The organism is Paenibacillus silvestris (genome assembly GCF_009882985.1).
Classification (GTDB): domain Bacteria; phylum Bacillota; class Bacilli; order Paenibacillales; family NBRC-103111; genus Paenibacillus_E; species Paenibacillus_E silvestris.
Genome location: NZ_WTUZ01000021.1, coordinates 1 through 14,110, shown reverse-complemented (window position 1 = coordinate 14,110; position 14,110 = coordinate 1). Strand labels below are relative to the sequence as shown.

The 14,110-nt window shown below is 46.6% G+C and carries 8 protein-coding genes; all 8 read right to left on the bottom strand.

Translation table 11 applies throughout. The features are described 5' to 3' along the window. Window positions 1-189 precede the first annotated feature (189 nt). Window positions 190-4,959, bottom strand: coding sequence for a DUF4073 domain-containing protein (locus tag GQF01_RS18640; RefSeq protein ID WP_235960016.1), 4,770 nt, complete (start codon window positions 4,957-4,959; stop codon window positions 190-192). A 460-nt stretch (window positions 4,960-5,419) separates the two neighbouring features. After that, a complete protein-coding gene (locus GQF01_RS18635) occupies window positions 5,420-7,126 on the bottom strand; it encodes a response regulator transcription factor (RefSeq protein ID WP_161408260.1) in 1,707 nt (568 codons plus the stop codon). 31 nt (window positions 7,127-7,157) lie between these two features. Then, entirely contained in the window at window positions 7,158-8,054 is an 897-nt protein-coding gene (locus GQF01_RS18630) for a carbohydrate ABC transporter permease (RefSeq protein ID WP_235960014.1), read from the bottom strand. Window position 8,055: 1 nt separating this feature from the next. Further along, the gene (locus tag GQF01_RS18625) at window positions 8,056-8,937 is read right to left on the bottom strand and encodes a carbohydrate ABC transporter permease (RefSeq protein ID WP_161408259.1); all 882 of its coding nucleotides are present in this window, start codon (window positions 8,935-8,937) and stop codon (window positions 8,056-8,058) included. Between the two features lie 67 nt (window positions 8,938-9,004). After that, window positions 9,005-10,324, bottom strand: a complete 1,320-nt coding sequence (locus GQF01_RS18620) for an ABC transporter substrate-binding protein (RefSeq protein ID WP_161408258.1) — start codon at window positions 10,322-10,324, stop codon at window positions 9,005-9,007. 116 nt (window positions 10,325-10,440) lie between these two features. Beyond that, the gene (locus GQF01_RS18615; RefSeq protein ID WP_161408257.1) at window positions 10,441-12,219 is read right to left on the bottom strand and encodes a sensor histidine kinase; all 1,779 of its coding nucleotides are present in this window, start codon (window positions 12,217-12,219) and stop codon (window positions 10,441-10,443) included. A 147-nt stretch (window positions 12,220-12,366) separates the two neighbouring features. Continuing rightward, window positions 12,367-13,386, bottom strand: a complete 1,020-nt coding sequence (locus GQF01_RS18610) for an S-layer homology domain-containing protein (protein WP_161408256.1) — start codon at window positions 13,384-13,386, stop codon at window positions 12,367-12,369. A 199-nt stretch (window positions 13,387-13,585) separates the two neighbouring features. Beyond that, window positions 13,586-14,110 (bottom strand): RICIN domain-containing protein (locus tag GQF01_RS18605; protein WP_202556492.1); only part of this gene is annotated, 525 nt, incomplete at its 5' end.

The following is a 14,110-nucleotide window of genomic DNA, read 5'->3' as shown; positions in this document are numbered from 1 at the left end:
TGGTCGTTCGCTTTCATTCGACATGATACGACATGTATCATCGAGCTTGCAAAGTACCGCTTGCTTACTTCTTTGGCTTATCTTCATCATACTTCTACTGGAAGCGCATACAAATGATCTTTTTTGCTTAATTTTTGATGTTTTTTGAACCGGGCTACCCTCTCTAACAGGAGAGGATAGCCTCGGTGATTATTCCAATATTTTGGCTGCTACTGCTGCAAGATCATCAATGTCTACTTTTTGATCATGATTGATATCCGCAGATTTGTATTGGCTCCAATCCGAATCTGCCTCTGTTTTTCCATAAGCAGCAGCGATCATAGCTAAGTCGCCAATCGATACTTTTCTGTCTCCGTTCAAATCGCCAACGATCGAGTTAACGGTTATTTGAACATGAAGGGAGCTGTCAGGCACGAAGGTTTCTGCGCCTTCACCATTGGCGATATTCAGATTAGATAGTGTGAAACTAGCACTTTGCGCATGTAAAATCGCTTGGGCTTTCCAATCCAGCTGCAGCAAGTCGGCATTCGCATTAGCCGAATTTACACCCGTGCTTGCTGTAATAAACCGAATCTGACCTGGTTTTTCTGCTTGTTTGACAATGACCAATCCCTCTTTAAGAGATTTGGCTGAAAGGAACGTCACAAGATCAGGATTATACGTGATCGTTACATCTTGCGCATATACCTCTCCTGCATGAGTCAATCCGTATGCGACCTTAAATGATTCTCCTGCTGCAACTGAGGCCGGGCCTGTCAAGGAAGCTCCCAATTCGATTGGATTCGCTGTAAACGTAAGCGATTTCGGCAAACCTGCTGCGTTTGATGCATTCGCTGCAACGCGAACCAATACGGTTTGATTTCCACTAAATGTCGGGATTTGAGCTGCCTGATACAGGGTGTAACTCAGCCCGCCGTCAACAGAATATTCCATGTTGTCGTCTGCGCCAAGAATGACATTGTTCATATCATCAGCTGATACATTTGGTGCTGTTATGGCAGGCGTGTACTCAAAAGCATCGATTGCGCCAATGGTATCCACGGCTTGCGCGTTTTTTGTCCCTTTGACGACAACTTTCATCGTATGCTGCCCAGCCACTAGCCCTGTCTTGCTGTAGAGAACAACCTGTTTAATCGTACTTGGCGCGTAACAATCAATATTCGCTTGAACTAGCACACCGTCCAAATACACATCGACATTTCCCATATTCCTCTGTTTCATACTGATCAACTGAATGGTGGTGCCGGTAAACGTAAATTGTGCGGAGTCGCCAGCTGTGTTGCTGTATTTCTCAGTACCACTGTAATCCCCACCATCGCTGTAATTATTCCACGAACCCGTGTAGATAACAGCTGCATTGCGGTCATCAACTTTTACCGATGGAACGACACCACTAGCCTTCGTAACCGTCACCTGAGCTGCCGCCCGGAAACCTCCATCCGCAGATGTCGCCGTAATTTCCGCTGTACCCTCTTTCAGTCCTGTGACAATTGTTTTACCGCCGACTACCTCCACCTTGGCAACTAACGAGTTACTGCTTGTCCAATTGATGTTTTGATTCGTTGCATTCGACGGTTGAATCGTGGCGGTTAACTGCACCATCTCATTCACTTTAAGTGCCACAGCCGATTTATCCAACGTAACGCCTGCTACTGGGATATTGGAGGCCGGCCTTGTGTTCGTATACGTGACGTCATCAATGAACAGCACTTTATTATCGAACCACGTTCTCAGACCTATTTTTCCAGGGACATTAAGAATATCTCCGACTGTCGCTGAACCGACTAGTTGACCATCGATCCATAACTTCATATCTGAGTCAACAAACCTCGCTTTGACGTCATAACTTTGGCCATTCGTCATCGCCACTGAAGCCAGATCACCATAATGCTCTGTACCATCTTTCACGTAATACCACAACCACTTGCCCAAATCATAGATGACACCGGCATAGTTATTCACGTCATTGTAGCGGAATAGCATCCCGACTCTGCCCGTTCCCGTCTGAATCTTCAGCTTCATAGCCAAATCAGCATCTTTATACACAGGCGAGTTATCATCTACCATAATAGCTACAGGGGCTGAGGCAACTTTCAAAGTATTATTCTCTACGCTGAACGTAGCACTTCCTGTCGTTGACGTCTTCTTCCATCCCCCAACCTCTCCGCTATCAAAGTTTTGCAAATAAACGTCACCTATAAACGTGTAGGCCGTCGTTTCTGCGCTTGTTGCAGATAAGGTCCCACTCGCATCTTTGGACCAAATAACGAAACGGTATAGCTGCTTCTCGCTAAGTCCAGTTACTTGAAGGCTCGTGCTTGCAGCCGCCACATCGATGCTTTTCACTTTAGTAACGCCTTGATAGACGTCTACAACATAACCCGCAACCTCAGCGCCACTGCTCGGAGCCATCCATTTCAGATCAACGCTGGTAAACGTATGCGTAGGCGATTCCACATTCGTCGGTGGAAGTGGTGGTGGTGTCACACTGGAGATAATGACGTACTTTTGCCCAACTTCGGTATTGAATGTAATCGTATCACCGCTAACGGTGTAACTGACTGGTGTGTTGTCCGCTTTTAAAACTTGATACTGCCCAGCATGCGTAAAAGTCCTACTCTTTACTTTAGCGACATTCCCTAATCTAGAAGTAATCGAGGCATTCTTCAAAATCGTACCGTCCCAGCTCATATCCACCTCAAAATTCCCTCTCGCCTTCAAGCCCTTCACATCCCCTTTGGGCCATGCCATGGGTAGAGCCGGCAGCAAATCGATACTTCCCGTATGACTCTGTAAAAGCATTTCCGCAATCCCGGCCGTTGCCCCAAAATTACCATCAATTTGGAATGGCGGACCAATATTGAATAAATTCGAGTACGTACTGCTGTCAAGATGTCCTCGAAGAATTTTCTCAGCATGATCTCCGTCCAGTGTGCGAGCCCACATATTTAATTTGTTAGCTCGGCTCCAACCTTCTGCTTCATCTCCGCGCTGTGTCAATGTCACCTTGGCCGCATGAAATAAATCAGGTGTCGTCACATTGTTGATCATATTACCGGGATATAACCCTACAAGATGAGAAATATGACGATGCGTATCATTCGGATCATCGATATCTTCTTTCCATTCTTGCACTTGGCCGTATTTCCCAATTTTCGGCATAGAAAGCCTGCTGCGTTTATCGATCAGTTCGTTTCGAAAATCCGTATCTATGCCAAGTGCCTCACTTGCCTCCATACAATTCGTAAACAATTGCCAAACGAGTTCTTGGTCATAGGAGTCCCCGATACTCAAAGAACCGTGTTCAGGCGATACGCCTGGTGCAGATACCAAGGTGCCGTCTGTATCTGTTACGAGCGTTTTCGTCCAAAATTGTGCCGCTTCTTTCATGATCGGATACAGCTTATTCTGCAAGTAGGTCTTATCGCCTGTAAACAAATATTTCTCCCACAGCTGTTGGGAAAGGAACGCACCCGCTGCCGGCTGCCATCCCCAGTTGCTGATATCCCAGCCTGGCGCTGTATAGCCAAATACGCTTGTAAAAGTATGAATCGTCCAACCCTCCCCGGTTACGCCATGATGCTTCTGAGCCGTCACCCGGCCTGGCTCCCGCAAGGAATCGATAAATTCCACATAAGGAATCGCCGTTTCACTTAAATTGGTTACTTCCGAAGGCCAATAGTTCATTTCAAGATTAATATTGGTGTGATAATCCGCTCCCCATGGCGGTGTTTTGGAGTTATTCCAGACGCCTTGCAAATTCGCAGGAAGTGACCCCTCACGCGATGAGGCGATAAGCAGATACCGGCCATATTGGAAAAACAGTGACTCCAGCGCGCTGGTGCGAGTGCTTCTGTAACTGGCCAGCAATTGATCCGTCGGTATCGTTGCAATCTGATCATTCAGATTCAGGGATACCCGCTTAAACAGCGACTGATAATCCGCCAAATGCTGCGTCCGCAGCGATTCATACGTTTTGGCTGAAGCTGCTGCCAGCGTATTAGTTACGGTTAAGTGCGGGTCCGTTCCGACATAATCGGGATAATGGTTGGCATAATCCGTCGCTGCCGTCATGAGAATAGTCACAGAACTTGCCCCTGCAACCGTCAATTTCCCACTTCCTGCCGTTACGCTGCCGTCATCCGATTGAACACGGAACTGGGATTCGTACGCCATTTCATTATCGGCCAGCTTACCACTAAGGGTCAGCGTATTGCCATTAGCCACGATTGAAGGAGACGTCTGCGGACTTGTAACCCTTACATCAAAGTTCAGTTGATTCGGTTGGCTGCTCGTAAGCCGCATCGCCATCACGTTATCCGGATAGCTCATAAAATACTCACGCGTATAGTCAATTCCGTTCTGCTTGTATGTCACACGGGCAATGCCATCTTCGAGATCCAGCTCTCGCCGATAGTCGGTCACCGTTACAGAGGCTGGCAGCGCAAAATCAAAATAAATATCGCCAAAAGTTTGATAATTTCCAAACTGAGGATAATCATTTAAGGTTCCTGTCAAATATTGTTCAGCAATCGCTGTGGCTCCAGATACATCCCCGCTCGCTAACTTCTGACGTACATCCTCTAAATGATCAGCAGCACCATCCCGGTTACCGTCTCTTCCACCGCCAGCTTTTGAACGTGGGCCTCCCGTCCATAAGGTTTTTTCGTTAAATTGGACATGTTCCTGTTCCACACCACCATAAACCATCCCGCCCATGTAGCCATTTCCAATTGGCAACGCTTGTGTTTGCCAATCTGTTGCAGGCTGTCGATACCACAGGGCCAGATTATGAGCCGGTGGCGGGGCAGATCCTGTGTAAGTAACTGCTGTTGCCGCATGTGCCGTACTTAGCGGGAATACGTTAGTCATGCCTGTAAAGCCGGAAGAAAGGCAAGCTGCAACCATGACACTTAATAAGACTTTCTTTTGGAAATGAGTCTTCAATAATCTGCGCAAATCTATCACCCTTTCTGTTTTTGTACTGCCTTGCCAGTGAACACTTATTTTCCGTTTTTGAAGCTCTACAAAACATGACAAATTAACGTATGATACGACATGTATCATAAAAGGCGTGCAAGAATAAACGTCTTCGTCGTAAGACGAGCGTTTTTCTTTAAGACTTTCCCTGTTCTTCCTCCCCCCCTAGGGGAACTACAGGGCGCTATTACGTCGAAAAGCGAGGGTTCGAGCGGTTAAGGGGAACTACAGGGTCCTATCGCTGCAATATGGCTCCCATTTGCAGCGATAACGCCGAAATAGCGGAACACAGTTCCCATTCGCACGCTCATACGGCTAATCTCGCTGAATAGCGGACCAGCGTTCCCTTGTACTTTGCACTTTGCACTTTGCAGTGTACACTGTGCACTGTGTACCTGCACCTCGCACCTCAACCACAGCTCCCGTTCCCCCCTGCGCCTCACTTCAACAAACTCTCCCGATACAGCTTGGGGCTGCACCCTGTCGTTTTCTTGAACATCCGGCTGAAATGCTCGACATTTAAATAACCTACGGTTTCAGCGATGTCAGTAATTTTAAAGCCTTTTTTCTTCATTAATCGTTTCGACTCTTCGATGCGCAAGTGCGTTAAGTACTGGATGAAATTACTGCCAACTTCCTTCGTAAACTGCTTGCTCAAATAGCTTTCGCTGACGCCAACCATTTCACTGATTAATGCCAGGTTGACGTCTTCCATGTAATGAAGATCAAGGAATTGTTTAGCCGTCGCCACTACAATGCTGTAGCTGCAATCCGCTTTTTCTTTCCCATGAAGCCAACTGTGCAAGTTCGTGCAAATCCGATGCAGCCAACTTTTCGTTTCTTCCAAAGTCTCCAGACTTTTCATATATTCAAAAGGGTGCTGCAGCTCATCCTCCAGATCGTCCCATCGGATGCCTCTGCGATACAGTAAGCCTCCCAGCTCCCAGAGCAAATCTTCAAGCGCAGCTTGAACATCCTGAGGCCGCCATCCCCATGTTTGCCCGAGCAGCAGCTGCATTTGTTCAAACTCCCTGCTCCACAGCTCTGGATTATCCTGCTCCAGTAGCTGAGCGATCCCGGCACCGTTTGCTTTCAGCGTCAGTTGCAGCTTGCGAACATGGTCCTGACCGGTATTCGCTCCAGACCCAGATCCTGTATTCGCTCCAGCTCTTCCCTGATCCATACAGCTTTCGGGATAGAACACTTTGTTCCATCCGGCAAAAAAACTCATCGCAGCCAAGTGCGCTGCCTGCTGATGCAGGCGGTACCAATGCTTCGTTCCGCTAGCCAGCTCACTCACCCCGATAGATATCGACACATTCACATACTGAATAAGCCGAGTTTGCATCATCGCAAAGGCAGATTGCACTTTTTCACGAATCACACTTTCACTTCGATACTGAGCTAGCGTACAGAACAGCACGTATTCCGTTTGGCTTTTACGATAAATAAAATGCCGGATCGACATGGCGTCGAGCACAGTCTGCACCGATTGTCTAATAAAACGCTGCGTTTTCGTATCATGTAAGGTTCGTTCCATCCTGCTATTCGCAGAGCCATGCGCAATGGTCATGACAGCAACCAACTGATTGGATTCCCCAAGCCACTCGTGAATACCTGTACCTGCAATGGCTGCAGCATCCTCCTGCTGATTCGGATCATATGTGATGAGCTGGCGAAGAACCTCACTTTTCGCATCCACATCATCTTGGGTCTCACTAATTGGCAGTGGATGTAACGGAGGTGCCTGTTTATGAAGCTCACTAATCGCCTTTAAAACGACAGGAACAAGATGCTCCTCGTCCATATCCGCTTTGACGATGAAGTCGATGGCACCAAGCACAAAAGCCTCCCTAACATAGCTGTAATCGCTATAAGCGCTTAACATGATCGTGACAGGTCTCTGCTTCTCCTTAACAGCCGGGTAGGTCCGCAGCAGCTCAATTCCGCTTAGCCTCGGCATCTCGATATCCAGCAGCATGAGATCAATATCGTCACGCTGCCTCAGAATCTCAAGTGCTTCCGCTCCGTCAGCGGCTTCTACTTCGACCGCAATCCCCATACTTGGCCAATCAATCATATGTTGAAGGGCAAGGCGAACAAGCGGTTCATCGTCAACAATCATCAATTTAAGCAACCTATTCATCCTCCAATGGCCAAGTTGACTGCCTTTTACCTTATCCTTTAACAGCCCCATCCATGAGACCTTTGAAAATATAACGCTGAAACACGATGTAAAAAATAGCGCTTGGCAGCAATACAATCATAATTCCCGCGCATAGCTGAGATAAGTCTGAGCTGCGTGTACTTACAAAAGCCGTCAATGAAGTTGCCAATGTTGCGAGCTTCGCGCTTGGCATGTAGAGCTGCTGGACGAAGATATCGTTCATTATTGTAACACTTTTTAGTATGGCTAGAGTAGCCGTTGCTGGCAGCAATAGCGGGAAAATAATGGAACGGAAGATTCGCACGTAAGAGGCTCCATCTAACATCGCGCTCTCGTCGAGCTGTACGGAAATCTTTTCGAGAAACTGCATGTAAATGTAGATCTGCATAATATCTGTTCCGATATAAATCAGCAGTGGTGCGCCCAGTGTATTATAGACACCAAGAGCATGAATGAGCTGAAACCGGGCAATTTCCGTCGTGTAGGCCGGAATGATCATCGCAGCCATAAACATAATGAGAATCACTTTTTTCATACGGAACTGAAAGCGATTGAGTACATAAGCCGTCATCGTGCCGAGCAGCATATTCCCGAGCATGCTGCACACAACGAGCAGCACCGAGTTGCCCAGACCACGCACCATACTGCCTTCTTTCAATGCGCTAACATAGTTATCGAAATGCAAGAAGCTTTTCGGCAGGGAAAAAGGCGACGTTTCGGCCAGCTCCAAATTCGTCTTAAACGAACCGAACACAACCAGTAGAATAGGCACGAAAACAATCGCTGCCATGCAGATAAAAAGCACATAATACACGATATGGCCTACTAATCGCTGTGAGCTCATTGAACGGGTTCGGCTCGGTAATTCCGGCTTATAGGTTTGTTTCAATAACTGTGTACGTTCCATGTCATGCTTCACTCCTGTCTTTCACGATCCATGCCTGCAGCGCTGAAAAAACAATAATTAAGAACAAAAGCATAACCGCCATCGACGAGGCCAAGCCATAGTTGTTATACGTAAAAGCTGTCTGCAACGAATATAAACCAAATGTCGAGCTTGCGCTGCCTGGACCGCCATTTGTCATGACAAGCGGAATGTCATATTGCAGAAGTGCTCCAGATACATTCATGAACAAAATAATTTCCACCACTCGGCGAATACCAGGCAAAGTTACAAACCGCTGCTGCTGCCAAAAGTTCGCCCCATCAATCTCAGCCGCTTCATAAAGATCCTTTGGAATCGACTGCAGCCCGGCTAGAAATAGGACGACATGGACACCACTGTAGCGCCATAGTGAAACTGCCACTAAGGAATAATTGACGACATTTGCGTCACTTAGCCAGCTTTGAATCCATGACTCTAATCCGATAGCTTTTAACAACTCATTAAGTGGGCCATTAATAGGATTGTATATGTAACTAAACATATAGGCGACAGCAATTCCGTTAATAATGTAAGGCATTAGGACTGAGAATCGAAAAAATGCGCTCCCTCGCAGCACTCTGTTTAGCAGCACTGCCGTCACCATTTCAAGCGGAATCGCAACGCTATGGAGCAAGAAATAGATCCCGTTATTCCTTATCGCATGCCAAGCTTCTGGGAAATCAAACAGCATGCGGACATAATTGTCGAAGCCAATGTACTTGAAGCTCGGGCTGTAGCCGTCCCAGCTTGTTAAGCTGTAGCGGAAAAGCTGCAGGGTCGGATAGATAAGAAACAACAGCAAGAGGGTAACAGGAACGAACAGAAACGAGAAAATAACGACTTTTTGCTGCATGCGATAGTTCATATAATCACTCCTGTATATAAGAGAAGACACTATGCCAGTTGCCTAGGTAGTGCCTTCTCTTCCAAACTTATTTGTTGGATTCAACCGCTTTTTTCCACTTGTTGTTTAGTTCTTTTTCTAACGTTTCGATTGGTTTGCCCGAATAGATTTCTTGAGCCGCCTTTTTGAAATCGAACTGCGCTGCGCCGCTTACTTTCGCAAAAGCCTCATCCGACGCAGAGTAAATGAACGGTTTAAACGGATATTTTTCTGTCCATTTATTGAAGAATGGAATTTCCGAGTTCACGCCGTTAATCGTGGAGAACTGTTGGGCGCTATTGATATAGCCTTGGTAGACGTCTTTGCTGAACATCCACTCGAAGAACGCTTTTGCTTCTTCTACGTTTTTACTGTTTTTGTTGATACCGATGTTCATATCGGACAGCGTCATGGCAGTGAGCGGCTCGCTCTCAGAGTTTCGGAAAGGAAGCGGGAACACGCCCAAATCTTCATCCGTTTTCACCCGATTGGCATAATCCCCGTAGTACCATTGGCCAGCAGCGATCATAGCCGCCTTCTTGGATTCAAACAGCTGTGTAGACTGATCGAAGGAGATCGAAAGTGCATCCGGTCCGGCTAACTTTTTGCTCGACATTTCTTTAATTACCTTGCCAACTTTATCAAATGTGCTGCCGTCTCCAAACGGTTCAGGTGTTTTGGCTAACGTACCCAAGTAGTTTTCATCGCCCGAAAGAATATGCGGTCCGAATTCCATAAACGGATAGAACGTCCAGTCTTCCTTGCCTCCAATGGCAATCGGCGTGTATTTGCCGTTTGTTTTAATCTTCTCCATCGTAGACATGAACTCAGGCATTGTTTTCGGCACTTCCAAGTTCAGTTCTTTGAACACACTTGGATGGAAATAAACGAACTCAGAGAATGACACGAGAGGCGCTCCCAGAATTTTTCCATCTATTTTGGCCGGGAATTTATTATTTTTTGCTCCATTTAATTCATCGAGAGTCAGAAGTGACTGCTTGTAAATCTGCATATGCGCTGGCTTCAAGTAGAAGAGATCTGGCAAGTCGTTTGCCGCTAGTCGTACTTTTAAGTACTGACCGCCATTGTCTGGCACCTTTTCCACTTCAACGGTTACGTTCGGCTTTAATTTGGTGTACTCTTTCACTTTCTCCTGCCAAAATGTCAAATCGCCTTTCGCGTCCCACATCGCTAGCTTCAGCTTAACTGGGGAAGCTGGCTTCGGTGTCGGCGCTGCTGCTGCTTGGGACTCTACAGGCTTGGTAGATGCCGCAGGCTGTGTAGCCGTGTCTTTGCCGCAACCTGTTAAGGTGCTAAGCAGCATAATCCCGCTGACTAATGCCGTGCCTACTAATTTTCTTTTTCCCATCTTAGATACCCCTCCAATGATTGGTTGTATAATCATTTGTTCTACTTTTATCATACCCGTAATGTAAACGCATCCAAATGATCTTTTCGGCTGTAGAGTTGATCTTTTTTGAACCGTTAGAATGATGTATCTTCTTTATCTTTGAAAATGAGTGGAACTTTCATGGTAACTTTCGTTCCTTCCGGCTCATTGGCTGCAAGTGTCAAGCCGTAATCTTCCCCGTGATGCAACTGAATACGGTGGTGCACATTGGCAAACCCCATTCCCGAAAACGTATGCGGACTGCTCTTCGCTCGGAACTGCGTTAGCTGTTCCTCCCTCATCCCCTCGCCATTGTCGGCTATCACGATGTATAGACTGCCTTCATGAACATTGGCGGCTATCACAATTTTACCCTGCGATTCCTTACCGGCCATCCCGTGTACGATACTGTTCTCCAGAATCGGTTGCAGCAGCAGCTTGAGCAAATACTTCGACTCCGTCTGCGGATCAATCTGCCATTCTACTTCAAATTTATGACCATAGCGGATTTCCATAATGTATAAATAATGCTTTAAATTTTCGATTTCATCGGAAAAACGTGTAAGAATGCCTCCTCTGTTAAAAGAGGAAGAAACGAGCCGCATCAAGGCATTGGTCATGTTTCGAATGTTATCCACCTTGCTGATGAGCGCCATCAATTTAATCGCATTCAGCGTATTAATCAGGAAATGCGGGTTAATCTGCGATTGCAAGGCAGCGAACTCCGCCTTCCTTTTCATCTGTTCCTCTTCCTCACGCTGGCGAATCAACAGCTTAATCTGATCCAGCATATGATTGAACGTGCGGCCAAGCGTAGCCATTTCTGCAATACCGGATGTGCTGATTTTGGCATTCAGATCCCCCTCCATGACCAGGGACATTTTACGTACCAACACATGAATGGGCCTGGTCAGACCTTTTACCAAATAGAAGGAGATAAGCAAAAATACCGCAATAACAGCAAGTGTGGCAAACAGGACGATTTTATAAATTCGGTTATAATTGGAAGTAAGCTCACTATACGGAATTTCATGTACGACCTTCCACCCTGTTTGACCAACGGCAGCATAAGTGACGAGCATCTCAGTCTTACTGAATTTGTCGGTAAAATGGCCTTCATTAGCTGATTTAATTTGCTCAAGCCTGGCAAGACTCTCGCTCGTCTCGTTCCAGTTGCTGCTGGAAGAGATGACTTGACCCTCTCCCGTCACAATGACAAAAGCAGATTTATCATAGGGCTGCTGCAGGAAAATTTTGTCGAACGCTTCCTCGTTCAATGTAAAACAAACCATTTCAACATCACTTAACGTATGATAAGCACTCGGTGCAATGGCGGCAGACAACCCTGACGGCACAGTCTGGCCAAACAACATCATACGCTGGAGGCCCAGAAATTGGACGTTATCCGTTTGCTGCAAAGTCTTTTTATACCAATTCATCGCACGAACCTCCTGCTCATCCGTGGACAGATTTTGTTGGAACGAATACACGCCGCCATCTTTGTAAAAAAAATGGATCGCCAGAAGCTGACTCGACATCGAGTAGGTATATCGGCTAAGCGCAAGCTCCAGCGCATAAATGTAAGCATAGCGATTGCTTTCATCCGCTTGATGCAGCGCAGTGGCAATCGACAAAATATCCCGATCGACGCCTACGGCCGCCGTCACGTACTCGATCTTACTAATCTCCTGCTGGGCGGAATAGGTGACCGCATGCAGCGTCTGCAGTGAACGTTCTGTCGTTTGCTGCAGCAGATCCCGTTTATATACTTGCAGAATCATGGTCGAAATAGTTGCGATGGGGAACACAACCATCACAACTAACAAGACATGGAGCGTCGCCGAAAACGTCCACGGTTTAGCTAACACCTTCATCCTGAGCACCCCGTCATGTCAAAATACAATAGATGACCTTCTCACCTTACATTCGGTCATTACAGGAAATGTCCTTTTTTTCCTTTTGCTTTCGACAAAAATTCTTATATTTCGACATGAATGAGTCCGTGATTCTTACGGATTTGCTTACTGGCTAGCTTTGTTTAATAGCCTCTTCAATACGACCACAGCTTCAGCCCGGCTTGCATGCTCCTGTGGAGCGAATGCTTGATCTGATCTTCCGTTCATTAAGCCCGCTTCCACCGCAAGCTGAACGAACGGCTTAGCCCACTCGCTAATGGCAGCTTCATCACCAAATGGAATCGCACCGATCGCATGCATCTCTTCCACTTTCTTCCCAGCTGCATGCGCTTTCGCTCTGATGAGCATCGCCGTCATTTCCTCACGGGTTATGTTCTTCTCCGGGGCGAATTCATGATCGGAAATGCCATCAATCAAACCTGCCGCATACGCCTTTTTCACCGTAGACTCGTACCAAGAGCCTGAAGCAACATCGTCGAACGGAATTGGGCCGGCGCTGTCCTTCAGATTCAGAACCTTGGCAATAAGTGTCGCGAATTGCGCTCTTGTCACATTCGTGTCCGGCGCAAAATGATCATCATCCATTCCTTCAACGATTTGTTTGCCGACCATTTCCATAATGTCTGTTTTCGCCCAATGGCCTGCCAGATCGCTGAAAATTCTCGTGAAATCTTGAGAAGAATTCATAGAAAGGGTTTCGCTTTTTAAATAGTGATCGACTGTTTTCAAAGACGTCCATTTCACATTCGTTGTCCCTACTTTTTTGGCTTTAAACGTAATGGTGCCAAGAACGACATCTCCTTTTTCACCATCAACCTTACCGATTTTCGTGTGTGCGATGGTTACTTCATTGTTTTTCACAATAGGTGAGATCGAGAAACCTTCTATATTCGTTTCCGCCTTAACTACTTCCAGCTTGCTTGCATCAATGCTGAATTTGGCTTCATAGGCAAACAAGTCGGCAAGCTGCTCCCCCTTCAAGGTGACGGTAAATTCCCCCGTCGATTCCGTATCGGACGTCGACATCGTAAATTGGGACGCGTCCTGCGCAAAGGCGGCGGGTGCAAAAGCCAGCGTGCTGCAAATTGTGCAGACGGCGGCACTTCGTATAAGGTTATTTTTCATTTAGATTCATCCTCTCTTATCATACAATCATTTATGGAAACGTTTACAATATTAAGCGCTACAGATTGTTCTCAAGTAAATTATAGCGATTCCTGATAGGAAGACTCATGATGTTTTTTGTTCTATTCATGATTATTTTTGAACCGTATAAATTAAAAAAAAGAGTGCCTCAAGGACACCCTTAACCAAGCCAATATGATCATTGCAATTTGACTAATCGCCATTTCTGACTTGCCGTACCGTTCGCCGTCTTAATAACCACCGAATATTCCGAGCCTATTAAAAGCGTATCCAACGGTTTGTTGCTTTGGACTCCAACAATCGTATAGGTGCCATCCGCATTAGCGTTGAACTTCCACCTTTCGTTCGATGAACCCCCATAGGGCCATATAATCGTCTTCGAGTTATCCGTCGTTGTAGCTGCGGAAACATTTAGCGCTTTGCCGCTTGTGACACCAAGGAGCCTGAACGTGCCATCGCCATTGTCGCTAACATTCCATTGCTCGCTTGCAGCGCCATTATCTGGTGACACAATGACTGGTGTCCCGTTCGCGGTTGCATTTCCTTTCACGTCCATGGCAGGGTTACCGCTTCCTTCATTAATGAGTTTATACACGCCTCCAACCATAGCAGACTGGCTAAATTGGAACCAGTTTAGATGAAAGAGCGGACCGCCAGTTCCTTTGTATACGAGGTATACATTCTTCACTCCCGTGGCGCCAGT

What these genes read in the sequence shown, in the direction of transcription:
- GQF01_RS18635 (WP_161408260.1), bottom strand. Translation starts at nt 7,126, where the DNA reads ATGAATAGGTTGCTTAAATTGATGATTGTTGACGATGAACCGCTTGTT.
- GQF01_RS18630 (WP_235960014.1), bottom strand. Translation starts at nt 8,054, where the DNA reads ATGGAACGTACACAGTTATTGAAACAAACCTATAAGCCGGAATTACCG.
- GQF01_RS18625 (WP_161408259.1), bottom strand. Translation starts at nt 8,937, where the DNA reads ATGAACTATCGCATGCAGCAAAAAGTCGTTATTTTCTCGTTTCTGTTC.
- GQF01_RS18620 (WP_161408258.1), bottom strand. Translation starts at nt 10,324, where the DNA reads ATGGGAAAAAGAAAATTAGTAGGCACGGCATTAGTCAGCGGGATTATG.
- GQF01_RS18615 (WP_161408257.1), bottom strand. Translation starts at nt 12,219, where the DNA reads ATGAAGGTGTTAGCTAAACCGTGGACGTTTTCGGCGACGCTCCATGTC.
- GQF01_RS18610 (WP_161408256.1), bottom strand. Translation starts at nt 13,386, where the DNA reads ATGAAAAATAACCTTATACGAAGTGCCGCCGTCTGCACAATTTGCAGC.